At 63.7% G+C, this 23,538-nt stretch carries 19 protein-coding genes and 1 pseudogene; 4 read left to right on the top strand and 16 right to left on the bottom strand.

The window, feature by feature from the left end:
* Window positions 1-2 precede the first annotated feature (2 nt).
* The 7 genes from gcvH to arcD (BLR26_RS25155) form a co-directional block, all read right to left on the bottom strand.
* The gene (gcvH, locus tag BLR26_RS25185; protein ID WP_045196405.1) at window positions 3-386 is read right to left on the bottom strand and encodes a glycine cleavage system protein GcvH; all 384 of its coding nucleotides are present in this window, start codon (window positions 384-386) and stop codon (window positions 3-5) included.
* Between the two features lie 274 nt (window positions 387-660).
* Window positions 661-2,169, bottom strand: a complete 1,509-nt coding sequence (locus BLR26_RS25180) for a sigma-54-dependent transcriptional regulator (RefSeq protein WP_093387118.1) — start codon at window positions 2,167-2,169, stop codon at window positions 661-663.
* Between the two features lie 145 nt (window positions 2,170-2,314).
* On the bottom strand, window positions 2,315-2,680 hold the full coding sequence (locus BLR26_RS25175) for a DUF5064 family protein (RefSeq protein WP_093387698.1): 366 nt from the start codon (window positions 2,678-2,680) through the stop codon (window positions 2,315-2,317).
* Between the two features lie 54 nt (window positions 2,681-2,734).
* Window positions 2,735-3,664 carry a carbamate kinase gene (gene arcC / locus BLR26_RS25170; RefSeq protein ID WP_093387115.1) on the bottom strand — a complete coding sequence of 310 codons (930 nt, stop codon included), beginning with the start codon at window positions 3,662-3,664 and terminating at the stop codon, window positions 2,735-2,737.
* A 131-nt stretch (window positions 3,665-3,795) separates the two neighbouring features.
* Complete coding sequence (locus BLR26_RS25165) at window positions 3,796-4,806, bottom strand: ornithine carbamoyltransferase (protein ID WP_045196413.1); 1,011 nt, start codon at window positions 4,804-4,806, stop codon at window positions 3,796-3,798.
* A gap of 78 nt (window positions 4,807-4,884) precedes the next feature.
* Window positions 4,885-6,141, bottom strand: a complete 1,257-nt coding sequence (arcA, locus tag BLR26_RS25160; protein ID WP_045196415.1) for an arginine deiminase — start codon at window positions 6,139-6,141, stop codon at window positions 4,885-4,887.
* Window positions 6,142-6,174: 33 nt separating this feature from the next.
* Window positions 6,175-7,602 (bottom strand): arginine-ornithine antiporter, encoded by a 1,428-nt coding sequence (arcD, locus tag BLR26_RS25155; RefSeq protein ID WP_045196417.1) that lies wholly within the window; start codon window positions 7,600-7,602, stop codon window positions 6,175-6,177.
* 442 nt (window positions 7,603-8,044) lie between these two features.
* On the opposite strand from arcD (BLR26_RS25155), the gene arcD (BLR26_RS25150) reads away from it, so the two are divergent.
* The gene (gene arcD, locus BLR26_RS25150; RefSeq protein WP_045196419.1) at window positions 8,045-9,472 is read left to right on the top strand and encodes an arginine-ornithine antiporter; all 1,428 of its coding nucleotides are present in this window, start codon (window positions 8,045-8,047) and stop codon (window positions 9,470-9,472) included.
* A 15-nt stretch (window positions 9,473-9,487) separates the two neighbouring features.
* On the opposite strand, the gene BLR26_RS25145 is transcribed toward arcD (BLR26_RS25150), so the two are convergent.
* The 9 genes and pseudogenes from BLR26_RS25145 to gap all read right to left on the bottom strand — a co-directional run bounded on the left by BLR26_RS25145 (window position 9,488) and on the right by gap (window position 19,726).
* Window positions 9,488-10,846, bottom strand: a complete 1,359-nt coding sequence (locus BLR26_RS25145; RefSeq protein WP_093387112.1) for a CoA transferase — start codon at window positions 10,844-10,846, stop codon at window positions 9,488-9,490.
* A gap of 49 nt (window positions 10,847-10,895) precedes the next feature.
* Window positions 10,896-11,651 (bottom strand): methyl-accepting chemotaxis protein, encoded by a 756-nt coding sequence (locus tag BLR26_RS27820; protein WP_371128687.1) that lies wholly within the window; start codon window positions 11,649-11,651, stop codon window positions 10,896-10,898.
* A 102-nt stretch (window positions 11,652-11,753) separates the two neighbouring features.
* Window positions 11,754-12,824 (bottom strand): annotated as a pseudogene (locus BLR26_RS27815) (HAMP domain-containing protein); the annotation flags it as partial.
* A 298-nt stretch (window positions 12,825-13,122) separates the two neighbouring features.
* Complete coding sequence (locus BLR26_RS25135; protein WP_045196600.1) at window positions 13,123-13,548, bottom strand: YbaN family protein; 426 nt, start codon at window positions 13,546-13,548, stop codon at window positions 13,123-13,125.
* Window positions 13,549-13,608: 60 nt separating this feature from the next.
* Window positions 13,609-14,223 (bottom strand): biliverdin-producing heme oxygenase, encoded by a 615-nt coding sequence (locus BLR26_RS25130; protein WP_093387105.1) that lies wholly within the window; start codon window positions 14,221-14,223, stop codon window positions 13,609-13,611.
* 134 nt (window positions 14,224-14,357) lie between these two features.
* Window positions 14,358-16,952: a TonB-dependent receptor gene (locus BLR26_RS25125; protein ID WP_093387100.1), complete on the bottom strand. Its 2,595-nt coding sequence runs from the start codon at window positions 16,950-16,952 to the stop codon at window positions 14,358-14,360.
* A 119-nt stretch (window positions 16,953-17,071) separates the two neighbouring features.
* A complete protein-coding gene (locus tag BLR26_RS25120) occupies window positions 17,072-18,034 on the bottom strand; it encodes a FecR family protein (RefSeq protein WP_093387096.1) in 963 nt (320 codons plus the stop codon).
* Window positions 18,035-18,127: 93 nt separating this feature from the next.
* On the bottom strand, window positions 18,128-18,640 hold the full coding sequence (locus BLR26_RS25115; protein ID WP_093387092.1) for an RNA polymerase sigma factor: 513 nt from the start codon (window positions 18,638-18,640) through the stop codon (window positions 18,128-18,130).
* Between the two features lie 84 nt (window positions 18,641-18,724).
* Entirely contained in the window at window positions 18,725-19,726 is a 1,002-nt protein-coding gene (gene gap, locus BLR26_RS25110; RefSeq protein ID WP_093387086.1) for a type I glyceraldehyde-3-phosphate dehydrogenase, read from the bottom strand.
* A gap of 269 nt (window positions 19,727-19,995) precedes the next feature.
* On the opposite strand from gap, the gene edd reads away from it, so the two are divergent.
* The 3 genes from edd to BLR26_RS25095 are packed head-to-tail and all read left to right on the top strand — an operon-like array spanning window position 19,996 to window position 23,511.
* On the top strand, window positions 19,996-21,822 hold the full coding sequence (edd, locus tag BLR26_RS25105; protein WP_093387081.1) for a phosphogluconate dehydratase: 1,827 nt from the start codon (window positions 19,996-19,998) through the stop codon (window positions 21,820-21,822).
* Entirely contained in the window at window positions 21,819-22,772 is a 954-nt protein-coding gene (locus BLR26_RS25100) for a glucokinase (protein WP_093387076.1), read from the top strand. The genes edd and BLR26_RS25100 overlap by 4 nt, the downstream gene beginning before the upstream one ends.
* 40 nt (window positions 22,773-22,812) lie before the next feature.
* Complete coding sequence (locus BLR26_RS25095) at window positions 22,813-23,511, top strand: response regulator (protein ID WP_093387695.1); 699 nt, start codon at window positions 22,813-22,815, stop codon at window positions 23,509-23,511.
* Window positions 23,512-23,538: the final 27 nt, after the last annotated feature.

The raw sequence follows: 23,538 nt of genomic DNA, 5'->3' as shown, positions 1-23,538 counted from the left end.
CCTCAGGCGTCAGCGTTGGCTTTGATCAGGCGGTCGTAGGCGTCCTGGTCGAGCAGTTGCGCGACGGCGCCGGCGTCGGCCGGGATGAAACGGAAGAACCAGCCTTCACCCAGCGGGTCTTCGTTGACCCGTTCGGGGTTGCCTTCGAGCTGGTCGTTGACCGCTACCACTTCGCCGGTCAGCGGCATGTACACGCCGCTGGCAGCCTTGACCGATTCGACGGTCGAGGCTTCGGCGCCTTGCTCGTAGCGTTGCAGCTCTGGCAGTTGCACGTAGACCACATCGCCCAGGGCGTTCTGGGCGAAGGCGGTGATCCCGACGGTGACGCTGCCGTCAGCTTCGCTACGCAGCCATTCGTGATCTTCGGTAAAACGCAACTCGCTCATGGAAACTCCTCAAGGGCCGCAGGGGACGGCTGTGGGCATGGCTCAGGTGAGCCCAGGGATGGGTAATGCCATAGCAATATTGCGGCCATATCTAAAATATCGTTTTAAAACAAATAGTTAGATAATTTACGGGAAGAGAATACATAACCGGTGTAGCGAAATCGCTACACCTAGGGGTGAGAAAAAAAGCTCAAGTGGATCAGAACCTTGCACTGTGGCCCTGAAATTGTGCTGTATCGATATCGTTACGATGTAGTGATTTCGCTACAGTTGTTCAGGGCTTGGCCGGGATGCCGTACTTGCGCAGGCGATGGGCGATGGCGGTGTGCGAGGTTTGCAGGCGGCTGGCTAGCTGGCGGGTCGAGGGGTAGCTGCTGTAGAGCTTTTCCAGCAGGTTGCGCTCGAAGTCTTCCACGGCCTGTTCAAGGCTGTCGACTTCAGCGTCATGGCCGCGAGCCACCGAGGTGCCGGCAATGTCCAGGTCGCCGATGTCCACCAGGCTGCTTTCGCTGATGGCCGCGGCGCGGAAGATCACGTTCTGCAGCTGGCGCACGTTGCCCGGCCAGCGGTTGCCCAGTAGCGCCGGGTAAGTGGCCGGGGCCAGGCGGCACAGCGGGCGCTGGATCTGGGTGCAGGCCTGCTGCATGAAGTAGCGCGCCAGCAGGAGGATGTCCTGGCCACGTTCGCGCAACGGTGGCACCTGCAGGTTGAGCACGTTCAGGCGGTAGAACAGGTCTTCGCGAAAGGTGCCCTCGGCGACCATTTTTTCCAGGTCGCGGTGGGTGGCGCTGAGGATCCGTACATTGACCTTGACCTCGCGATCACCGCCGACCCGGCGAAAGCTGCCATCGTTGAGAAAACGCAGCAGCTTGGCCTGCAGGTACGGTGACATCTCGCCGATCTCGTCGAGGAATACCGTGCCCTGGTTGGCCAGTTCCATCAGCCCCGGCTTGCCGCCACGTTGCGCGCCGGTAAAGGCGCCGGGGGCGTAACCGAACAGCTCGCTTTCGGCCAGGTTCTCCGGCAGCGCCGCACAGTTGAGGGCCAGGAAGGGCGCACTGTGACGGCTGCTGATAGCGTGACAGGCGCGGGCCACCAGCTCCTTGCCGGTGCCGGTTTCACCGTTGATCAGCAGCGGCGCGTCCAGAGCTGCAACGCGTAGGGCGCGGGCCTTGAGGGTGCGGATCGGCGGGGAGTCGCCGAGCAGCGCATCGAAGCCCTCGGCGTGATCATGGTGCAGTGCCGACAGCCGTTCGCCAATGCGGTTGGGCTGGTACAGGGTCAGCAGGGCGCCGGCGTTGGTGATCGGCGTGGCGTCGAGCAGCAGGGTCTGGCCGTTGAGGGTCACTTCGCGCAGGGGCAGGTGAAAGCCCTGTTCGATCAGCGCTTCGAGCAAGCCCGGGTCGCCAAACAGGTCGGCCACCGAACGGTCGGACGGTTCCTGCCCGCACAACGCCACCAGCGCCGGGTTGGCCAGCAGCACGTGGCCGGCGCTGTCCAGGGCCAGCACCGGGTCGCTCATGGCCGCGAGCAGGGCATCGAGCTGCAGGTGACGGCGCTGGCCGGGGAGGATGTCGACCACTTGTACGGTTTGCACGCCCTGCACGTTGAACAGCGCGTCGTGCAGCTCTTCGAGCACGTGGGGGCTGAGGGTCGGGGCGTCGATGTAGACGTTCGGCGGCACCATCTCCACGGCGTCCAGGTTGAGGTTGCGGGCGCCGAGCAGGGCCAGCACTTCCTGGGTGATACCGACACGGTCGATGAAACTGACGTGGATGCGCATGGGGGAGGGGGTCAAGGCTGCCGAAGGCGGCCAGTATGCTGTTCAGCGCAATCGCGGGGCAAGTCGGTTCGCCGCACCGCCGCTCCTACCTGGGTGAGAGCGGCGGTGCGGCGAACCGACTTGCCCGGCGATGAGGACGGTAGGGCTATTCGAAGTGCTCGGGATTGACCGGGTCGCCCGACTTCACCTCCAGCTTCTCGCGAATGTCCTCGAACATCTGGTCGTAGATCTTGTGCCCTGAGCCCAGGCTCTCGAATTTCTTCGGCGACGGCATGTAGCTCTGCGCCTTGCGCGTGGCAACACTCAGGAAGCTTGGCAGTACCTCTTCCTTGCTCAGGAAGAACTTTTCCTCCACGGTCTTGCCTTCGATGCTCCCATGCATGTGGAAATCAATGCCGTGTTTGTTGGCTTCCCGGACTACTGCGTACTCGATATTCAGGTCGTAGCTGTGATCAGCCTTGTTCAGCGCAGTGCGCTCGATATGCACGTGACCGGGTTTGAACTGGGCCATGATGGAATCCTCCGCAAAGGTGAAAACGGCGGGCCCTGGGCCCGCCAACTGCATTCAACGGTAGCTGATTCCCGGCTTGGCGGTGGAAACCCGAGTACCGGCCGTACCCTTGACGATATCCTCGATGTCGGCCAGAGAACCGATGACCGCCACTTTGCCGGTGTGGCGGGCAAAGTCGCAAGCGGCCTGGACTTTCGGGCCCATGGAGCCTGCGGCAAAGCCGAGGCGTTCGAGCTCGTCAGGGTGCGCCTGGGCAATTGCCTTCTGGCTTGGCTTGCCATAGTCGATGAACGCCGCGTTGACGTCGGTGGCGATCACCAGCAGGTCGGCTTCGAGCTGTTCGGCCAGCAGCGCCGAGCACAGGTCTTTGTCGATCACCGCCTCGATGCCCTTGAGCTTGCGGTCGGCGTCATACATGGTCGGGATACCGCCACCGCCGGCGCAGATGACGATGCTGCTCTTTTCCAGCAGCCATTTGATCGGGCGGATCTCGAAGATGCGCTTGGGTTTCGGGCTGGCGACCACACGGCGGTATTTGTCGCCGTCGGCCTTGACCACCCAGCCTTTCTCTTTGGCCAGGCGCTCGGCGTCTTCTTTGCTGTAGACCGGGCCGATGAACTTGGTCGGGTCCTTGAAGGCCGGGTCGTTGGCGTCCACTTCGACCTGGGTCAGGAGGGTGGCGAACGGTACTTCGAAGTCCAGCAGGTTGCCCAGCTCCTGCTCGATGATGTAGCCGATCATGCCTTCGGTTTCGGCACCGAGCACGTCCAGCGGGTAGGCTTCATCAGGTTTGTAGGATTGCGCCTGCAACGACAGCAGGCCGACTTGCGGGCCATTGCCGTGGGCGATGACCAGCTCGTTGCCCGGATGGATCTTGGCGATCTGCTCGGCGGCAATGCGGATATTGGCGCGCTGATTGTCTGCAGTCATGGGTTCGCCACGGCGCAGCAGGGCGTTGCCGCCCAATGCAACAACGATACGCATGATGATGTCCTTCTAGGAAAGGGAGATGCCACCCTGTAGGAGCGGGCTTGCCCCGCGATGGCGGTGCATCTGCTGCACCGCGGTGACGCTGTCGCGGGGCAAGCCCGCTCCCACAGAGACTGGCAGCTGGATTACAGGTCAGCCAGGGTCGACACCAGGATCGCCTTGATGGTGTGCATGCGGTTTTCCGCTTGCTCGAAGGCGATGCAGGCTGGCGACTCGAACACGTCGTCGGTCACTTCAATGCCGTTGGCCAGGTTCGGGTACTGCTCGGCGATCTGTTTGCCGACCTTGGTGTCGGAGTTGTGGAACGCCGGCAGGCAGTGCATGAACTTGGTGCGCGGGTTGCCGGTGGCTTTCATCAGCTCGGCGTTGACCTGGTACGGCAGCAGTTGCTGGATGCGTTCGCCCCAGGCTTCAACCGGCTCGCCCATCGATACCCAGACGTCGGTGTGAATGAAGTCGACGCCCTTGACCGCAGCTTTCGGGTCTTCGGTCAGGGTGATGCGCGCGCCGCTTTCTTCCGCGTATTTCTTGCACCGGGCGACCAGGTCATCGTGCGGCCACAGGGCTTTCGGCGCGCAGATGCGCACGTCCATGCCAAGCTTGGAGCCGACCAGCAGCAGCGAGTTGCCCATGTTGTTGCGCGCATCGCCCAGGTAGGCGTAGCTGATCTCGTGGATCGGCTTGTCGGCGTGCTCACGCATGGTCAGCACGTCGGCGATCATCTGGGTCGGGTGGTATTCGTCGGTCAGGCCGTTGAACACCGGTACGCCGGCGAACTTCGCCAGTTCTTCGACGATTTCCTGCTTGAAGCCACGGTATTCGATGGCGTCATACATGCGCCCGAGTACCCGGGCGGTGTCCTTCATGCTTTCCTTGTGGCCGATCTGCGAGGAGTTCGGGTCGATGTAGGTGACGTTGGCGCCCTGGTCATAGGCAGCTACTTCGAATGCACAACGGGTGCGGGTCGAGGTCTTCTCGAAGATCAGCGCAATGTTGTTGCCTTTGAGGTGCTGCTGCTCGGTGCCGGTGTACTTGGCACGTTTAAGGTCGCGGGACAGGTCCAGCAGGTAGCGCAACTCGCGAGGGGTGTGGTGTTCCAGGCTCAGCAGGTTACGGTTGTGGATGTTGAACGCCATGATGTTTCTCCTGTTCTTGTGAACGGAAAGCGGTAATCGGCCCGCCTGCACCGGCAGGTGCAGGCGGTTGATGGTCGTCTAGTAGTCGATAGGGTCGCGCACGATCGGGCAGGTCATGCAGTGACCGCCGCCGCGGCCACGGCCCAGTTCGCCGGCGCTGATGGTGATGACTTCGACGCCTGCCTTGCGCAGCAGGGTGTTGGTGTAGGTGTTGCGGTCGTAGCCGATGACCACACCTGGTTCAACCGCCACCACGTTGTTGCCGTCGTCCCACTGCTCGCGTTCGGCGGCGAAGCTGTTGCCACCGGTCTCGACCACGCGCAGTTTCTTCAGGTTCAGCGATTCGGCGACCACGTCGAGGAACGTCTTGTTCTCGCGGCGCACGTCCAGGCCGTATGGCTTGCTGCTGTCCGGGCGAATGACGAACGGCACGATTTCCTTGACCACTTCCGGGAAGACCGTGACCAGGTCGCGGTCGCAGAAGCTGAACACGGTGTCCAGGTGCATCGCGGCACGGGATTTCGGCAGGCCGGCGACCACCACTTTTTCCACCGCGCCTTTGGCAAACAGCGATTGCGCCAGTTGGCCGATGGCCTGGCGCGAGGTGCGCTCGCCCATGCCGATCAGGACCACGCCATTGCCGATCGGCATGACGTCGCCGCCTTCGAGGGTGGCCTTGCCGTGGTCCTGGTCCGGATCGCCGTACCAGATTTCAAAGTCGGCCGCGGTGAACTCAGGGTGGAACTTGTAGATGGCGGTGGTCAGCAGGGTTTCCTGACGTCGCGCCGGCCAGTACATCGGGTTGAGGGTCACGCCGCCGTAGATCCAGCAGGTGGTGTCGCGGGTGAACTGGGTGTTGGGCAGTGGGTCGAGCAGGAAGCTTGAGTGGCCCAGGTAGTCGCGGTACATCTTGATCACGCCGGCGCCTTCACTTTCCGGCAGGTCTTCACCGGCCACGCCGCCGATCAGGAATTCAGCCAGTTTGCGCGGCTCCAGGCCTTCGAGCCAGCTGCGCACTTCGTTGGTCAGGCCGACACCGACGGTGTCCGGGGTGATCTTGCGGTCGAGGATCCATTTCAGCGCTTCGGGGTTCTGGATGGTCTCGGTCAGCAGGTTGTGCATTTCCAGCACTTCGATGCCGCGCTCACGCATTTTGGTGACGAAGTCGAAGTGGTCGCGTTTGGCCTGGTTGACCCAGATAACGTCATCGAACAGCAGTTCGTCGCAGTTGCTCGGGGTCAGGCGCTGGTGCGCCAGGCCAGGGGAGCAGACCATCACTTTGCGCAGTTTGCCGGCTTCGGAATGTACGCCGTACTTAACTTTATCCGTGGACATGGTTCATTTCCTCCAAGTTGCGAAAACGGGTGGTTACAGAGTCAGGAAGCCGTCGTACAGGCCATAGGCAGCCACCAGGGCACCAATGACTACGGCGGCGAAGATCAGCTTCTCCACGTTGGTAAAAATCGGTTGGCCGACCTCGCGCTTGGCCTTGGCGAACAGGATCACGCCAGGGGCATACAGCAGGGCCGAGAGCAGCAGGTATTTGACGCCGCCGGCATACAGCAGCCAGACCGCGTAGAGCAGGGCGATGGCGCCGATGACCAGGTCTTTCTTGCGTTCGGCCAGGGCCTGTTCGTAGGTTTCGCTGCGTACCGCGAGCAGGAAGGCATAGGCCGCCGACCACAGGTAAGGCACCAGGATCATCGAGGTGGCGAGGTAGATCAGCGACAGGTAGGTACTGGCCGAGAACAGGGTGATGACCAGGAAGATCTGCACCATGGCGTTGGTCAGCCACAGGGCGTTGGCCGGCACGTGGTTGGCGTTCTCGCGGCGCAGGAACTCCGGCATGGTGTGGTCTTTGGCGGCGGCGAACATGATCTCGGCGCACAGCAGTACCCACGACAGCAGAGCCCCGAGCAGCGAGATGATCAGGCCGACGCTGATCAGCACCGCACCCCAGTGGCCAACCACGTGCTCAAGCACGGCGGCCATCGACGGGTTCTGCAGCTTGGCCAGCTCCGGTTGGGTCATGATGCCCAGCGACAGCACGTTGACCAGCACCAGGAACAGCAGCACGGTGATGAAGCCGATGACCGTGGCCTTGCCGACGTCCGAGCGTTTTTCTGCCCGGGCCGAGAAGATGCTCGCGCCCTCGATGCCGATGAACACCCAGACGGTGACCAGCATCATGTTGCGCACCTGGTTCATCACGCTGCCCAGGTCCGGGTTCATCGAGCCCCAGATGTCAGCGGTGAAGATATCCAGCTTGAAGGCGAACAGGGCGATCAGCACGAACAGCGCCAGCGGCACGACCTTGGCTACGGTGGTGACCAGGTTGATGAAGGCCGCTTCCTTGATCCCGCGCAATACCAGAAAGTGCACGGCCCAGAGCAGCACCGAGGCGCCAATGACGGCTGCCGGAGTGTTGCCCTCGCCAAAGATCGGGAAGAAATAGCCGAGGGTGCTGAACAGCAACACGAAGTAACCGACGTTGCCCAGCCAGGCACTGATCCAGTAGCCCCAGGCTGAAGAAAAGCCCATGTAATCGCCGAAACCGGCCTTGGCGTAGGCGTATACCCCGCCGTCCAGGTCAGGCTTGCGATTGGCCAGGGTCTGGAACACGAAAGCCAGGGTCAGCATGCCGATGGCGGTGATGCCCCAACCGATCAGAACAGCGCCTACATCAGCACTTGCGGCCATGTTTTGCGGCAGCGAAAAGATCCCGCCGCCGATCATCGAGCCGACAACAAGTGCAACCAGCGCACCAAGTCGTAGTTTTCCGGGAGCGTCTGACATTGAATAACTCCGTACCAGGAGAAGAGATGACGCTAGAATAAATCCAGCGGCGAAGTCATTAGCTGATTCAGGTCAGTTCATGAGGACATTCCATTGCAGATCAATGACTGAAACAGCCTCCCGGAGTCTGCCGATCGCAGTACTGCAAGCCTTGTCAACTGGCACCTCCATGGCGTTTTAGAGCAATCGCTCTTGCGGGGCTGCGAGAATTGAAGCTAGTCCGTTTTGGGCGAATCGCAAATTTTCCCTGAGAATTTTTCTTATTAGCTTGAAGAAGCGCGAATTGTGCACAAAACTCACCATTTAGTTCGTCAGGCATAGACGCGCTAGTTATGAGCAGAAAGCGCTTAGTGGTTTAATATATATAGACGCTTAGAGTCAGATTATATTTAACTCAGGGTGTACCACTGGCGTTACAAACACGAGACAGAAGGGGATCTGCATGTCCGAACCTGGACAGAAATTACGCCTGGGGGCGTTGATCGCCTTGGTGGTCGGCTCGATGATCGGCGGCGGGATCTTTTCGCTGCCGCAAAACATGGCTGCGCGCGCCGACGTCGGCGCCGTACTGATCGGCTGGGGCATCACCGCGGTGGGCATGCTGGCCCTCGCCTTTGTGTTCCAGACCCTGGCCAACCGCAAGCCGGAACTCGACTCCGGCGTGTATGCCTATGCCAAGGCCGGGTTTGGCGAGTACATGGGCTTTTCTTCGGCTTGGGGCTACTGGATCAGCGCCTGGCTGGGCAACGTCGGCTACTTCGTGCTGTTGTTCAGCACCCTGGGCTTCTACTTCCCGGTGTTTGGCGAGGGCAACACGCCGATCGCCATCGCCTGTGCCTCGCTGCTGTTGTGGGCCGTACACTTTTTGGTGCTGCGCGGCATCAAGGAGGCGGCGTTCATCAACCAGGTGACCACCGTGGCCAAGATCGTGCCGTTGGTGATGTTCATCGTCATCGCCGCGGTGGCCTTTCGCGCCGACATTTTTACCCGGGACATCTGGGGCCTGAGCAACCCGAAATTCGGCGGCGTGCTCGACCAGGTGCGCAACATGATGCTGGTGACCGTGTTCGTGTTCATCGGCATTGAGGGCGCCAGCGTCTACTCCGGGCGGGCGGCGAAGCGCTCGGACGTCGGCAAGGCCACGGTGATCGGCTTTATCGGCGTACTGGCCTTGCTGGTGCTGGTCAACGTGCTGTCGCTGGGGGTGATGACCCAGCCAGAGCTGGCGGCCTTGCAGAACCCGTCGCTGGCGTCGGTGCTTGAGCATATCGTCGGGCCCTGGGGCGCCTTGCTGATCAGTATCGGCCTGGCGGTATCGCTGCTGGGGGCGCTGCTGTCATGGGCCTTGCTGTGCGCCGAGATCCTCTTCGCCACCGCCCGCGACCAGACCATGCCGCGCTTTCTGGCCAGGGAAAACGCCAACCACGTGCCGGCCAATGCGCTGTGGCTGACCAACGTGATGATTCAGCTGTTCCTGCTGATCACCCTGTTTTCCGCCGGGACCTACACCAGCCTGATCTACCTGGCCTCGTCGATGATCCTCGTGCCGTACCTGTGGTCGGCGGCCTACGCGGTGTTGCTGGCGGTGCGAGGCGAGTCGTATGAAGGCCACCCCGGCGCACGGCGCAAGGACCTGCTGATTGCCGGTATCGCGCTGATCTACGCGATCTGGCTGCTGTATGCCGGTGGGCTGAAGTACCTGCTGCTCTCGGCGCTGCTGTACGCGCCAGGGGTGATCCTGTTTGCCCGGGCCAAGCACGAGCAGGGCCAGGCGCTGTTTACCACCTGGGAGAAGCTGATCTTCGCCGCCGTGCTGGTGGGCGCGGGGTTGGCGGCCTATGGCTTGTACAGCGGGATGTTGAGCCTTTAATCAGTGCCGGCACATTCACCAACAGGCAGCAGCAGAACCCAGCTCACAAGCCCCCTGCTGCCAATCCAACGGTGCCCCTTCGACCAGCAGCGGCGCCTTCAGCCGCTGCGCCAGCCCCCAGGGCGTCTGCTCCAGCTGCGGGTTCAGATCCGCTGCCGTCTCAGCCTGTAACGGCAAATCCGCTGCCAGCGTCCCCTGATCGATCAACAGCTTTGCCGTGCGCGCCAGCGACAGGCGCAGGGTTGCCCCGCAACCGCTGCCCAGGCGTTCGCTGTAGGCCTTGATCGCCGCAGCCGCCATCAGGTACCCGGTGCCATGGTCCAATGCCTGCACCGGCAACGGCACGGGCTTGTCGGCCTGTTGCCAGCGCATGCCTTCACAAGCGATGCCGCAGCTCATCTGTACCAGGCTGTCGAAGCCCCGTCGCTGTTGCCAGGGGCCGCTCCAGCCGTAGGCGTTGAGGCTCACATCGATCAGCCCGGGGTTGAGCTGGCGGCGCTGTTCGCTGGCATACCCCAGTCGTTCGAGGGCATCGGCGCGGTAACCATGCAGGAGAATATCGGCTTCACTGAGCAGGCGTTCAAACACCCGTCGATCATCCCCATCGTGCAAGTCCAGGCGCGCACAACGTTTACCCAGGGTCACCTCGGCAACCACCGCCGGTTCCTCCCAGCCTGGCGGGTCGATCCGCAGCACCTGCGCGCCGAAGCCTGCCAGCAGGCGACTGGCTGTGGGGCCGGCGAGGATGCGGGTCAGGTCCAGTACCTTGACCCCGGCCAGAGGTCGGACGGCGTTACCGGTCCAGCGTCTTTTTGTAAAGGCCGGAGCCCGTTGGTGATGAATCAACGGCTCGGCATTCACTGCCAGGCCCTGAGGATGGGCCGACCATTCGGACCAGTTGCGCATTTGCGCGGCGCAACCGCCAGCGGTGACTATCGCGCTTTCCAGCTCACGTGCGCGCCAGCGCGCAACCAGCCCAGCCATGTGCGCGCGGTCAGCCGCACGGCCCACTACCTGCTGGGCGGCGGCGCGATGATGAGCTGCGTTGGTGTGCAGGCGAATCCAGCCATCCTCGGCGCGGTAGTCACCGGCAATCGGGTCCCACAAGGGCGGTGTGCTCCAGCCTTGCGGGCGCAGGCTGGTGGCGAACCAGAACGAGCTCAGGCGGCGGTCAACTTCAACGCCAGGCGGTTGCTCAAGCTGGCGCTGCAGCAGTTCGGCGATTGCCAGGCCACAGGCGGCAATGCTGCTGCTGGCAAGCTCGGTGACGGCGAAAGTCGAAGGCAGGGCGCCGTTGCCGCGAAAGCGCAGGCTATTGCGCAGTGCCGTTGGCAGCTGCAGTTCGGCGACAAGGGTGTCGAGTAGCGCGGTCATCAATGGCCCTCCAGCAGAAGGGCCATTGCAGACCATCAGCGGCGCCAGGTCAAACCCGGAACTGATCCATCAAGGCCATCTGCTGCGACGACAGGGTGTTGAGCTGGCTGCTCACCTGCGCAGATTCCGCGGCCTGGCCGGTCAGGGTTTCGGTTACCCCGCGGATCGCCGAGACGTTGCGGTTGACCTCTTCGGCCACCGCGCTCTGTTGCTCGGCGGCACTGGCGATCTGCAGGTTCATGTCGCTGATCACCGTGACCGCCTCGCTGATCTTGTCCAGCGCCTGCACCGCCTGGTGGATCTGCCCGGCGTTTTCCTGGGCCTTGCCGTGGCTTGAATGCATGGTCGCCACCACCTCGCGGGTGTTGCTCTGGATGCGCTCGATCACCTGGCGGATTTCTTCGACCGAGTCCTGGGTACGGCGCGCCAGGTTGCGTACTTCGTCGGCAACCACGGCAAAACCACGGCCGCTCTCACCGGCGCGGGCGGCTTCGATCGCGGCGTTGAGCGCCAGCAGGTTGGTCTGCTCGGCAATGCTGCGGATCACCTCCAATACCGAGCCGATCTGTTCGCTGTTCTGCGCCAGGGTTTCCACTTCGCCAACGGCTTTGCTGACCTGTTCGGCGAGCACGGTGATGTCGCGGGTGCTGCGCTCGATGATCGCCATGCCGTCCTTGGCCGAGCGGTCGGCACCGCGGGCGGCGTCGGCGGCACTGGCGGCGCTGTTGGCGACGTCGTGGGCGGTGGCGCTCATCTCATTGGAGGCGGTGGCCACCTGGTCGATCTCGCGAAACTGCACCTGCATGCCTTCGCTGGTGCGCTGGGCAATTGCCGAAGACTGGTCGGCAGTGGCCCGGGCCTGGGTGATGCTCTGTTTGATCTGGGCGATGGTCGGCTGCAGCTTGTCGAGAAAGCGGTTGAAGCCGCCGGTCAGCCGCCCCAGCTCGTCCTTGCGCGCATAGCGCAGGCGCTGGGTGAGGTCGCCGTCGCCGCTGGCGATGTCTTCGAGCATGCTCGCTACGCTGTTGAGCGGGCGGGTCACGCCGGTGGCGGTCAGCCACATCAGCAGCAGGCCGCCGAGGCCGGCCAGGGTGGCGAACAGCACCACTTTGAGGGTACCGCTGGTGCGGGCCTCTTCAAGGGTCGCCTGCAGGCTGATGGCATCGGCCAGCAGTACCTGCTTGGGCAGGTCGATAAGGATGCCCCAGGGTTTGCTGTCGGCAATCGGCTGCACCGGGTTGACGGCGCGAATGGTATCGCCTTGTTCAAGGATCAGTGGCTGGTTGCCGGCGAGCTTCTGCAGCGCCTGCTGGCCGTCCTGGTCGATGGCCTTGCCGACCTTGCCGGCATCATTGCTGTTGGCCGCCAGCAAGCCGCTGGGGGCGACGATCATCAGGTGGCCGGCGCCGTTGAACAGCTCCTGCTGGGCCTTGGCGGCAGCCGCCTGCAGGGCATCGAGAGAAATATCCACACCGGCCACGGCGATCACCTTGCCGTTGTGCAGCAGCGGCATAGTGATGCTGGTCATCAGCATCTGCTTGCCGCCGACGGTGTCGGAGTAGGGCTCGAGCAGGCAGGAGCGCGCGCTGTTGCGTGAGCAGGTGTACCAGACGTTGTAGGGCGTGCCGCTGAGATTGATCTCGGTCTTGTTCAGGTCGACATCGCTGATCACCGTGTTCAGCGCCTGACCCTGGGCGCGGCTCCAGTAGCTGGCAAAGCGCCCGCTCTCGTTGCTCAGGCGTTTGGCGTCGTTGGCAAAGGCACTGTCGCCGCCGTCCAGGCCGTCGGCCTCGAAGGCCAGCCACACGCCCAGCACGTCGGGGTTGCGCTTGAAGCTGGTGGCCAGGCTCTGGTTGATCGCTTCACGCAGGTCGCCAGCGCTCAGGCCGCGCTCGCGAGCCAGTTGCTGTAAGTCCTGGACCTGGTCGGCGAGGGCGGTGATGACGGTCTGGCTGTCGCTGAAAGTACGCCGCAGCATCTCGGCCTTTTCGCCGGCCCGGGCCTGCAGCAGGGCCTGGACATTGCGGGTGAGCATGGTGGTGCTGGCGTCGCCGACCAGCTCATCGCTCTGGTGCGATTGATACAGGTTGATACCGACGACGAGTGCGACCACGCCAAGCAGGCAGAGGCCGGAGAGCAGGACGATTTTCAGGCGGATCGAGAGCGTGTCGAACATGGACGTACTCGCTAAAAGGCAGGCCGGTAGAGGACCGAGCCACGGGCGGGCTCGATTCGCTACATCCTTTTAGCGATAACAGTTCATCGGCCTTATAGCCTTAGCCATGAGTGCTCGCCGATGAACGGTCGGCAAGGCTCAAGGGCGCGGTTTCTGGCCGCGACCAGATCCACAGGTTACCCAGGCTCATGCCGGCGATGGCGAGAAACACCGGCCAGCGGTGCTCGAGAAACACCAGCATCAGGCCAGCGCACAGCAGCATGCTGACAGTGGCGCTGACCTTGGCCCGGCGCTGGATTACCTTGCCGTTGCGCCAGTTGCTGAGGATCGGCCCGAACAGCCGGTGGTTTTCCAGCCAGGCGCTCAGGCGCGGCGAGCTGCGGGTGGCGGCCCAGGCGGCGAGGAGGATGAACTCGGTGGTGGGCAGGCCGGGAATCACGATCGCTACCAGGCCGATGCCCAGGCTTACGTAAGCCAGCAGGCCGAAGAGCAGGCGCGAGAGTTTTGAAGCGGCTGGGCGGGTCATGGGCTTGTCGGTGTGCACGGGCAAGGCCCGGTTACCACGAGGGTAACCGGGTACGGCGCATCAGGCCAGTTCGGCTTTAGGCGCAGTTGCGTAAGCGTGTTTTAGCAGCTCGGTGAAACGCTCAAAGGCGGCCACGGCGCCTTGCTCGGCCTTGGCTTCTTCTTCGGCGCTCAGTTCCAGGCCGTCGAGGATGCGTGTGAACTGCTTCCAGCCTTCAGCGCGGCCGCCGGCCGGCTCGCCCAGGTGACGGGCACCGAAGCTGTCCGACAGGCCCAGGCCGACGGCACGCTTGATCAGGAAGGCGGCGCCGAGCTTGGAGCCTTCGGAGACGAAGATCCAGCCCATGGCTTCACCCAGGCTGGGGTTTTGCAGGGCGCCGGCGAAGTCGGCGGGGATCTCGGTGTTCAGGTCAGCCAGGTCCAGGCCGGCCTGTTCGGCGCGGCAGCGTGCGGCGAGGTCAGGGACGATGGCGATCAGCGCCGGGTCGGTGTACAGCGCCTTGAGCTCGGACTGGAACAGGTACTGGGCAACCACGAAGCGGGCGAAGCTCTCGCGGGTTTCGAACGGCGCGTGGGATTTGACCAGGGCGTCCAGCTCGGTGTGCGGGGCGTGGGTCAGCTGGTTCAAGCGTTGCGAACGCAGGCTGGCGCGTTCGGCGGTGGTAGCGGCGGTCATGGTGATTCCTTGCGAAATGGGCGTGCCTGATGACTAGACGAATGAGAAGACGCGGGACAGTAAAAAAACCTCACCTGTGGGGGGGCTGCATTTGCAGCCCATCGCGGGTCTAGCCCGCTCCCACAGGTTCGCGGTCAGATGTCCCAGACCAGGTTGATGGCGAAATTACGGCCTGGCATGGTCAGGCGGTCGAGGTTGGCGGGGGCGGTCACCGCCGCTTCACCGAGGCCGTCGTAGCCGCGCACGTCATCCCACTGCCAGTACTTCTTGTCGGTCAGGTTGTAGAGGCCGGCGTTGACGGTGATGTCATCGCTGACCTTGTAGAACCCGGTCAAGTCGAGTACGCCGTAACCCGGGGTGCGGAACTGCTTGCTGGTGCCGTCGGGGGCGAAGAAGGTGGTGTCGTCGACGCGATCCTTGCGCTTGACCAGGGTCCAGCTCAGCAGCGCGCCGTATTGCTCTTGCTCGTAACCCAGGCCCATCACCGCGGTCAGCGGGTTGACGCTGTTGAGCGGCTGGCCGGTGTCGTCGTTGCGGCCATGGGCGTAGGCCAGCGAGCCCTGGGTGTAGAGGCCGTGCGGCGCACCGAAGGCGTCGAGGTTCAGGCGGCCCTTGAACTCGGCACCCTTGATGGTGGCGTGCTTGATGTTGTTGGCTTCGAAGGTCTGGCCGAGGTTGCTGCCCTGCACGGCGTCTTCGTTGATGAAGTCGCGGTACTTGTTGTAGAACACCGCGACATCGAAGTTACCCGCTTCGAAGTTACCGCGCAGGCCGGTCTCGTAGCTCTTGCTCTTTTCCGGTTCGAGGTTGGAGTTGCCGCGCACGCTGTAGCCCAGGCCCGGGTTTTCGAAGCGGCCATACAGCGCCTTGGCGGTCGGCGTGCGGAAGCCTTCGGCGTACTGGCCATACCAGGTGTAGTTGTCGTTGAAGGCGTAGGTCAGGCCGAACTTGGGCGAAACCCGATGCCATTTCTTCGCATCGTCATCAACCGGGTCGGTAGGGCTGGCGCCAACCCCACGCAGGAACTCGTCGGTCATGTGCGGCTTGAGTTCGGTGTAGTCGTAGCGCGCGCCCGGCAGGAAGGTCCACTGGTTCCAGCGGATTTCATCCTGGGCGAACAGGCTGTAGGTGTTGACGGTCGGGTCAGGGAAGTCGCTCACCAGTGCCTGGCTGTCACTGGCGCTGATCTGGCCGATGAAGCGGCAGGCGCCGCCGACGTTCAGGCAGGTGCCAGTGCCGCTGCGCGAGCCGGTGACCTTCTGGTGCTTGAGGGTGGTGCCGTAGGTCAGCAGGTGCTCGGTGGCGCCGATGCTGAAGGCCTTGTCCAGCTGGGCGTCGAACACCCACTGGCGGTCCTTGTAGGTGGTCTGGCGGTCACGGAACACCTGGCGGCCAGAGGCGAAGTAGAGCTCTTCGGTACGCTGGTCGGTCTTGCCGATCTGGTAGTTCAGGCTCCACTTCATGTTATCGGCCAGCACGCTACCGAGGGCGAATTCGTGGTTGATACCGAAGCGCTCGCGGGTCACGGTGTCGTTGCCGGTGCGGTCGCGGTACGAGTTCATCGCGCCGAAGCCAGGAATGAACGGCCCGCCCACGGCGCTTTTCTGTTTGAGGTCGCGGTCGTCCTTGTAGTTTTCATAGGTGAAGGCCAGGCGTGCGTCGTCGGCGTAGTTCCAGCCGGCCTTGGCGAGGATGTTGGTGGTGCGCACATCTTCCGGGTTGGCGGCGGTGCGCGCCAGGCCGGTGCCGCCGTGGCTGCTGTAGGACTCGGTTTCATGGCCGTTGCGCTGGCTCAGGTGCAGCAGGCCGTCGAACTCGCCCTGGCGGCCGGCAACGGTGGCTGAGTTCAGCCAGCTCTCATCTGCCGAGCTGTAGCCAGTCTTCAGGCGTGCGCCGACGTCCTGGCCGGGCTTGATGATGTCGTCGGGGTCGAGGGTGAAGTAGCTGACCGCGCCGCCAATGGCGTTGCTGCCGTACAGCACCGAGGCCGGGCCACGGAGGATCTCCACGCGCTTGACGATTTCAGGGTCGACGTAGTTGCGCTGGGTCTGGGCGTAGGGGCCGAAGAAGAAGCTGTCGGGGATCGACACGCCGTCGATCTGGGTCAGCACCCGCTCGCCGTCGATACCGCGGATGTTGTAGCCGTTCAGGCCGCTGCGCTGGCCGGTGCCGCTGACCGAAACGCCAGGCTCGTAACGCACCAGTTCCTTGATGTTGTTGACGTTCTGGCGGTCGAGTTGTTCGCGGGTCTGCACGCTGACGGTGCTCGGCACCTGGCTGACGTCCTGGGCGCTGCGGGTGGCGCTGACGGTGATCTGCTGCAGGGCGATGGCCTTGCCGGCGCTGCGTTCGATCACCACGTTGGCGCTGCTCAAGGTGCGGTAGCTCAGGCCGGTGCCGGCCAGCAGGCGCTGCAGGGCGGCCTCAGGCTTCAGTGAGCCATGCACGCCCGGCGAGGCGACGCCATCGGCCAGTTCGGCAGAGAAGCCCACTTGCCAGCCGGTGACCGAGGTAAAGGCATTGAGCGCTGACACCAGCGGCTGCTGGCCGATGGCGAAGCGGTAGTCGCCCATGCGCGGGGCACTGGCCTGGGCCGGCTCTGCGGCCAGCGCCGGCAGGCTGCAGGCGCCGCTGGCGAGCATGGCCAGGGTCAACAGGGAGAGCGTGCAACGCTGCAGGCCGGGGGTACGTGAAGTGGCTGAAGATCGACGAGTGAAACCAGTGGACATCGAAAGCGCTCCCTGTCGCGCAAATGTTATAGGTGCTGGCTGATTCAAAAATAAGAATCAGTTGCATTAGCTATAACGAGACGTAACAGCGTCAGGGATCGCGTAAAAAAACTTTTGCCTCAGTTGAGAATCACCAGCGCCGGGTACTCATGCAACTGCGCCGAGGTGATGTGGGCCAGGGCGCGCAGGGTTTCCAGCGGCTGGTCGAGGCGGTAGTTGCCGGTGACCGCGACGTTCGCCAGCTGTTCGTTGCCGTTGATGATCCACCCCGGGTAGTAGCGGCGCAATTCGGCCAGTACCTGGTTCAGCGGGCAGTTTTCGAACACCAGCCGGCCCTGGACCCAGGCCAGGTCTTTTTGCGCATCCAGACGCCCGCGCTGGCCAAAGCCATTGGGGCCGACGCTGATGCTGTCGCCCGCCGACAGGCGAATGCGCTGGTCGCTGCTGGCCTGCAGGTCGACATCGCCGCGTTGCACCCGCACCTGGGCTTCGCCGTTGAGGTAGCGCACGGCAAAGTCGGTGTCGCGCACACTGGCGCGCAACGGGCCGGCTTGCAGCTCCAGGGGCGGTTGGGCGCCAGCGGGAATCTCGAAATAGGCCTCGCCCTGCAGCAGCCGGGCAACCTGGCGGTTGTCGCGCAGGTCGCTGGCAAAGGCCGAATTGGTGTTGAGCAACACCTTGGAGCCGTCGTCCAGTTGCAAGCGCTGGCGTTCACCGACCACGGTCAGGTGATCGGCCTGCAGGCGCACCGGCAGGTTGCCGACGGTGAAAATCCCCACCAGCAGCACAGCGGCTGCGGCCAGGGGCTTGTAGTGCGGGCGGATGCGTGAGCGCAGGCTGCGACGCTGCACCTGGTGCAGTTGCCCGGCTGCCTGGCGCAAGGGCGCGCCGTTCCAGATGGCCTCGGCCTCGACATAGGCGCGGGCATTGGCCGGGTCAGCCTCGAGCCAGGCTTCGAAGGCCTGGGTGTCTTCGGCGCTGGCACATTGCAGGCGGATCAGCCAGTCCAGGGCCTGGTCCATGGCCTGGTCACTGGCAGCTTGGCCAGGCGGCGCGGGGCGAGGAGGGGGACTGTCGGTCACGGGTGGGTCCTTGGCGGGGCTGGCGCTTTTTGCGAATGATCCGGGGTATCCATGGGGATGGCAAGGTTTTAGCTGCGATCCACGACGGGCTGTTTACTTCAGCCGGTCCGCTACCCCTACACAGATGGCCATGATCAGTTTCAGTTCCTTCTGAACCGTGCTTGCCGACACTTTCAACTGTTCGGCGATTTCCAGGTAACTGGCGCCGTGCAGGCGGCTGAGGATGAAGATGCGTTGCTGGCGCTCGGTCAACTGGGCGAGGCTGACGCTCAGGCGCTTGAGCAGTTGTTCGGCGTGGGCGGCGTCTTCGGCGCTGCTGCTGGGCGCGGCGACGTTGTGCAGAATTTGCTCGGGCACGTCCTCGACCAGGTTGCGCGACTGCGCCCGGCGCGCGCGCAAGTGATCAAGGGCGAGGTTGCGCGCAGTCTGGAAAACGAAGGGTTCCAGGTGCTCGATGGGGCGTTCGCCAAGGGCACGGGTAACCCGCAGGTAAGTCTCCTGCAACAGGTCTTCGGCAGTGCTGGGGTTATCCACCATGCGCTGCAGGGTGCGCAGCAGGCTGACCCGCTGGGCGAGGAAAACGACGTTGAACTGGGACTGACTCACAGCGGTACCCGACCATGGCGTAGCGAATGATAATGCTTATCATCAACGCTTTGGTCAAGTACTGCCTCCTGCGAGGTTGTGATCCTAGCGGGCGTTGCACAGTGCCAGGCAGTTATCCAGCATGCGGTTGGAGAAGCCCCATTCGTTGTCGTACCAGGCCAGTACCTTGAGCATGCGCCCGTTGGCGCGGGTGTGGTTGGCGTCGAAAATCGACGACAGCGGGTTGTGGTTGAAGTCGCAGGACACCAGCGGCAGGCTGTTGTAGCCCAGTACCTTGGAGTGCCGGCTGGCCTCCTTGAACAGCGCGTTGACGGCCTCGGCCGTGGCCTCGTGCTCAAGATTGACGGTAAGGTCGACCAGCGACACGTTGATCACCGGCACCCGCACGGCCATGCCGGTGAGCTTGCCGGCCAGTTCCGGCAGCACCAGGCCCACGGCTTCGGCGGCGCCGGTCTTGCTCGGGATCATCGACTGGGTTGCCGCACGGGCGCGGTACGGGTCGCTGTGGTAAACGTCAGTGAGGCTCTGGTCGTTGGTATAGGCGTGGATGGTGGTCATCAGCCCCTGCTCGATGCCGAACTCGCGGTGCAGCACCTGGGCCAGCGGCGCCAGGCAGTTGGTGGTGCACGAAGCGCTGGAGATGATCTGGTGCGAAGGGCGCAGGATGTCATGGTTGACCCCGTACACCACGGTGGCATCCGCGCCCTTGGCCGGCGCCGAGATAATGACTTTGCCGGCCCCGGCAGTAAGATGGGCGGCGGCCTTGGCGCGTTCGGTGAATAACCCGGTGCATTCGAACACCACATCGATGGCCTCGGCTTTCCACGGCAGTTCCGCTGGGTTGCGGATGGCGCTGACGGCAATGCGGTCGCCGTTGACGGTAATACTCTCGTGATCGGATTCAACCGTGGCAGCAAAGCTGCCGTGGACGCTGTCGTATTTGAGCAGATGGGCATTGATCGCGCTGTCGCCCAGGTCGTTGATGGCGACGACCTGCAGGTCCTGACGGTAGCCTTGGGTATAGAGTGCGCGAAGGATGTTGCGGCCGATGCGGCCAAAGCCATTGATTGCGATACGAAGGGTCATGGAGCTACCTCTGGCAGACCGGGTGAAGCCCGTGGCAATTGAAGTTTTGCTTCACTGCATCTGATTTTGTTGTTGGAATTACAAGATTATTCGTAAAAAAATAGAAAACAAGCCTTTTTGCTGGCAATATTTTATTCAATCTACAACGAGCGATCGGCCAAGCCGTCCCTCCCGCAACGCATCGCCCCTGCCCTTGAGCCTAGGTCGCGATCGTTGATAAGGGAAACCGCCGCAGAGGTCGCAACCACCGATAGCCTGGAGTCCAGTACATGCATCCGCGCATTCTTGAGGTCACCCAACGGCTGATCGCCCGCAGTCGCCCCACCCGTGAACGCTACCTTGAGCTGATTCGCGGGGCCGCCAGCGACGGGCCGATGCGCGCCAAGCTGCAATGCGCCAACTTCGCTCACGGTGTCGCCGGTTGTGGCAGCCAGGACAAAGACAGCCTGCGGATGATGAACGCGGCCAACGTCGCCATCGTCTCCGCCTACAACGACATGCTCTCGGCGCACCAGCCCTACGAGCATTACCCCGAACAGATCAAGCAGGCGCTGCGCGAAATCGGCTCGGTCGGCCAGTTCGCCGGCGGCGTGCCGGCCATGTGCGACGGCGTCACCCAGGGTGAGCCGGGCATGGAGCTGGGCATCGCCAGCCGCGAAGTGATCGCCATGTCCACCGCCATCGCCCTGTCGCACAACATGTTCGACGCGGCGCTGATGCTCGGCATCTGCGACAAGATCGTCCCCGGCCTGCTGATGGGCGCGCTGCGCTTTGGCCACCTGCCGACCGTTTTCGTCCCCGGCGGGCCGATGCCGTCGGGCATCTCCAACAAGGAGAAAGCCGATGTGCGCCAGCGCTACGCCGAAGGCAAGGCCAGTCGCGAAGAGCTGCTGGAATCGGAGATGAAGTCCTACCACAGCCCCGGCACCTGCACCTTCTACGGCACCGCCAACACCAACCAGCTGTTGATGGAAGTGATGGGCCTGCACCTGCCGGGCGCCTCCTTCGTTAACCCCTACACGCCGCTGCGCGATGCCCTCACTGTCGAGGCTGCGCAGCAAGTCACGCGCATGACCAAGGCCAGTGGCAGCTTCATGCCGCTGGGCGAGATCGTCGACGAGCAATCCCTGGTCAACTCCATCGTGGCCCTGCACGCCACCGGCGGCTCGACCAACCACACCCTGCACATGCCGGCGATTGCCCAGGCCGCCGGCATCCAGTTGACCTGGCAGGACATGGCGCAGCTTTCGGAAGTGGTGCCGACCCTGTCCCACGTCTATCCGAACGGCAAGGCCGATATCAACCACTTCCAGGCTGCCGGTGGCATGGCCTTCCTGATTCGCGAACTGCTCGATGCCGGTTTGCTCCACGAAGACGTCAACACCGTCGCTGGCCACGGCCTGCGCCGCTACACCCGGGAGCCGTTCCTTGAGGCCGGCAAACTGGTCTGGCGCGAAGGCCCGCAGGCCAGCCTCGACGAGGCGATCCTGCGCCCCGTGGCGCGGGCGTTCTCGCCCGAAGGCGGTCTGCGGGTGATGGAAGGCAACCTCGGTCGCGGGGTGATGAAGGTGTCCGCCGTCGCCGCCGAGCACCAGGTGGTCGAAGCCCCGGCACTGGTGTTCCATGACCAGCAAGCACTGGCCGATGCCTTCCAGGCCGGCCAGCTTGAGCGTGACTTCGTCGCCGTGATGCGCTTCCAGGGCCCGCGCTGCAACGGCATGCCCGAGCTGCACAAGATGACCCCGTTCCTCGGCGTGCTGCAGGATCGTGGTTTCAAGGTCGCGCTGGTAACTGACGGGCGCATGTCCGGTGCTTCGGGGAAAATCCCCGCAGCCATTCACGTCTGCCCCGAAGCCTTCGACGGCGGCCCGCTGGCGCGCTTGCGTGACGGCGATATCGTCCGCGTCGATGGCGTCGCCGGCACCCTGACGGTGAAACTCAGTGCCGCAGAGCTGGCCGATCGTCAACTGCCCGCCGCGCCGACCGGCAACGACCTGGGTTGCGGCCGCGAGCTGTTCGGCTTCCTGCGTACCGCCCTGAGCCCGGCCGAGAAGGGCGCCAGCGCCTTCACCTCGGCGCTGGAGACACTCAAATGAAGCGTGCACTGGTCGGCGATATCGGCGGCACCAATGCACGCTTTGCTCTTTGGGAAGACAACCGCATGCATGCGGTGCAGGTCTTTGCCACGGCCGACTACACCAGCCCGGAACAGGCCATCGGCGCTTATCTGGCCGCCCAGGGCCTGGCCCGCGGCGAGCTGGGCGCAGTGTGCCTGGCGGTGGCCGGGCCGGTCGATGGCGACGAGTTTCGCTTTACCAACAACCACTGGCGCCTCAGCCGCGAGGCGTTCTGCAACACCTTGCAGGTCGAGCGCTTGCTGTTGATCAACGATTTCACTGCCATGGCCCTGGGCATGACCCGCCTGCAGGCGGGCGAGTACCGCAGTGTCTGCCAAGGCGCGCCGGATCCAGGCCGCCCGGCGCTGGTGATCGGCCCGGGCACCGGCCTTGGCGTCGGCACTTTGCTGAGCCTGGGTGACGAGCGCTGGATGGCGCTGCCGGGCGAGGGCGGGCATGTCGACCTGCCGGTGGGCAATGCCCGCGAAGCGCAGATACATCAGCAGATCGCCAACGAAATCGGCCATGTCAGCGCCGAGACCGTGCTCAGCGGCGGCGGCCTGTTGCGCTTGTACCAGGCCATCTGCGCCCTCGATGGCCAGCCTGCGCCATTGCAGAGCCCGGCGGCGATCACCGACGCGGCGCTGGCCGGCGAGCCGGTTGCCCTGGCGGTGATCGAGCAGTTCTGCCGGTTCCTTGGCCGGGTGGCGGGCAACAACGTGCTGACCCTTGGCGCGCGAGGCGGGGTGTTTATCGTCGGCGGCATCATTCCGCGCTTTGCCGAGCTGTTCCTGGCCAGCGGCTTTGCCGCCAGTTTTGCCGACAAGGGCTGCATGAGTGGCTACTTCAAGGATGTCCCGGTATGGTTGGTGACCGCCGAATTCTCCGGCTTGCTCGGGGCCGGCGTGGCGTTGCAACAAGCCGGTTGAGCTGTGGAGCAAGGAGTGATTCGTGAGCAAGTCGATACTGATGGTCGACGACGACCAGGACATCCGTGAACTGCTGCAGGCCTACCTGAGCCGCGCCGGTTTCAGCGTCCAGGCGGTGGCCGACGGCCGTGGCTTTCGCCAGGCCCTGGACGCCAGCGACTGTGACCTGGTGATCCTCGACGTGATGCTGCCCGACGAAGATGGCTTCAGCCTGTGTCGCTGGGTGCGCCAGCATCCGCGCCTGGCGCAGGTGCCGATCATCATGCTCACTGCCAGCTCCGACGAAGCCGACCGGGTTATCGGCCTGGAACTGGGCGCCGACGATTACCTGGGCAAACCCTTCAGCCCGCGTGAACTGCAGGCGCGGATCAAGGCGCTGCTGCGCCGTGCCGGCTTTGGCCAGGAGCGCTATGGCGGCGACGTGCTGGCCTTCGATGACTGGCGCCTGGATACCATCAGCCACCGGCTGTTCCACCGCGACGGTGAAGAGGTGATTCTGTCCGGCGCCGATTTTGCCTTGCTCAAGCTGTTCCTCGATCGCCCGCAACAGATCCTCGACCGCGACACCATTGGCAACGCCACCCGTGGCCGCGAGCCGATGCCGCTGGACCGCATCGTCGACATGGCGGTCAGCCGCCTGCGCCAGCGCCTGCGTGACACCGAAAAGCCGCCACGCTTGATTCGTACCGTGCGCGGCAGTGGTTACCTGCTGGCAGCCAGTGTTGCGCCTGCGCACTGACGGGCGCTGGCGCCTGCCGCTGCCGCG

This window comes from Pseudomonas sp. UC 17F4, from assembly GCF_900101695.1.
Lineage (GTDB): Bacteria > Pseudomonadota > Gammaproteobacteria > Pseudomonadales > Pseudomonadaceae > Aquipseudomonas.
This window is presented reverse-complemented; position numbering and strand designations above follow the sequence as displayed.

Coding starts and splice junctions, on each gene's coding strand:
- BLR26_RS25130 (WP_093387105.1), bottom strand. CDS start 14,223: ATGACCGCCGCTACCACCGCCGAACGCGCCAGCCTGCGTTCGCAACGC.
- BLR26_RS25125 (WP_093387100.1), bottom strand. CDS start 16,952: ATGTCCACTGGTTTCACTCGTCGATCTTCAGCCACTTCACGTACCCCC.
- BLR26_RS25100 (WP_093387076.1), top strand. CDS start 21,819: ATGAAGCGTGCACTGGTCGGCGATATCGGCGGCACCAATGCACGCTTT.
- BLR26_RS25145 (WP_093387112.1), bottom strand. CDS start 10,846: ATGACCGCGCTACTCGACACCCTTGTCGCCGAACTGCAGCTGCCAACG.
- arcD (WP_045196419.1), top strand. CDS start 8,045: ATGTCCGAACCTGGACAGAAATTACGCCTGGGGGCGTTGATCGCCTTG.
- edd (WP_093387081.1), top strand. CDS start 19,996: ATGCATCCGCGCATTCTTGAGGTCACCCAACGGCTGATCGCCCGCAGT.
- BLR26_RS25095 (WP_093387695.1), top strand. CDS start 22,813: ATGGTCGACGACGACCAGGACATCCGTGAACTGCTGCAGGCCTACCTG.
- BLR26_RS25135 (WP_045196600.1), bottom strand. CDS start 13,548: ATGACCCGCCCAGCCGCTTCAAAACTCTCGCGCCTGCTCTTCGGCCTG.
- gap (WP_093387086.1), bottom strand. CDS start 19,726: ATGACCCTTCGTATCGCAATCAATGGCTTTGGCCGCATCGGCCGCAAC.
- BLR26_RS25175 (WP_093387698.1), bottom strand. CDS start 2,680: ATGGCCCAGTTCAAACCCGGTCACGTGCATATCGAGCGCACTGCGCTG.
- arcD (WP_045196417.1), bottom strand. CDS start 7,602: ATGTCAGACGCTCCCGGAAAACTACGACTTGGTGCGCTGGTTGCACTT.
- BLR26_RS25180 (WP_093387118.1), bottom strand. CDS start 2,169: ATGCGCATCCACGTCAGTTTCATCGACCGTGTCGGTATCACCCAGGAA.
- BLR26_RS27820 (WP_371128687.1), bottom strand. CDS start 11,651: ATGCAGGTGCAGTTTCGCGAGATCGACCAGGTGGCCACCGCCTCCAAT.
- gcvH (WP_045196405.1), bottom strand. CDS start 386: ATGAGCGAGTTGCGTTTTACCGAAGATCACGAATGGCTGCGTAGCGAA.
- arcC (WP_093387115.1), bottom strand. CDS start 3,664: ATGCGTATCGTTGTTGCATTGGGCGGCAACGCCCTGCTGCGCCGTGGC.
- BLR26_RS25165 (WP_045196413.1), bottom strand. CDS start 4,806: ATGGCGTTCAACATCCACAACCGTAACCTGCTGAGCCTGGAACACCAC.
- arcA (WP_045196415.1), bottom strand. CDS start 6,141: ATGTCCACGGATAAAGTTAAGTACGGCGTACATTCCGAAGCCGGCAAA.